General features: G+C 44.5%; 1 protein-coding gene. It reads right to left on the minus strand.

Annotated elements, in window-relative coordinates:
* The coding region (locus tag JNK74_28460; GenBank protein ID MBL7650121.1) for an SUMF1/EgtB/PvdO family nonheme iron enzyme at window positions 1-807 on the minus strand (807 nt) is incomplete at both ends.

The raw sequence follows: 807 nt of genomic DNA on the forward strand, positions 1-807 counted from the left end.
TTCCTTTGAAGGTTGTACAAGGGGCCTTACCACCCGAAAACCCATAAACATACCATCGGTGAGCCACCATTTGCTTTTTGGGATTTGCGGATCGCGGATATTCCAATTTGCGTGAGAGGCAATACGATTAGCACATCGTAATTCTTTGGCTTCATCCAAATAAGAACCACCCTTTACGCTTTTTGGATATTTGGAACCCACAGTGGTTACGGGATTTTTCGATTCAATTTTTTCATAATAAGCAGGGTCATATTGGTCAAGGGTCCATTCGCTTAAATTGCCCAGCATATCATGCAAGCCCCAGGCATTGGGTTTTAATTGGCCAACATGATGAAACTTTCCATTGCTATTGTCTTTAAAGTAGCCATACTCTTTTAAACTCTGCGCATCATTACCAAACGGATACGTGGTTTCGCTTCCGGCCCGGCAGGCATATTCCCATTCGGCTTCGGTGGGCAAACGGAAAAAGATTCCGGTTTTAGTGTACAACCATTTGCAATACATCATAGCCGCTGTATGACTCATGCTGTTAACCGGATGGTTGCCATCGCGGCCCATACCCCAGGTAAGATCGATATATTGAGGTGTAGCGCGGGTTACACCGTCTATTTTTTTGCTTTGGGGCAAGTTGTTATCCTTAAAGTATAAGTCCCATTCGGCAAACGTCACTTCTTTGGTTCCCATCCAGAATTTTCCAAGTTCAATTTCCTTCTGCGGACCTTCATCGCCATCTCTTCCACGTTCTGTTGCAGGGCTTCCTATTTTAAATTTTCCGGCCGGGATTGCCGTCATTTTAAATGTTACGGA

Source organism: Candidatus Hydrogenedentota bacterium, assembly GCA_016791475.1.
Lineage (GTDB): Bacteria > Hydrogenedentota > Hydrogenedentia > Hydrogenedentales > JAEUWI01 > JAEUWI01.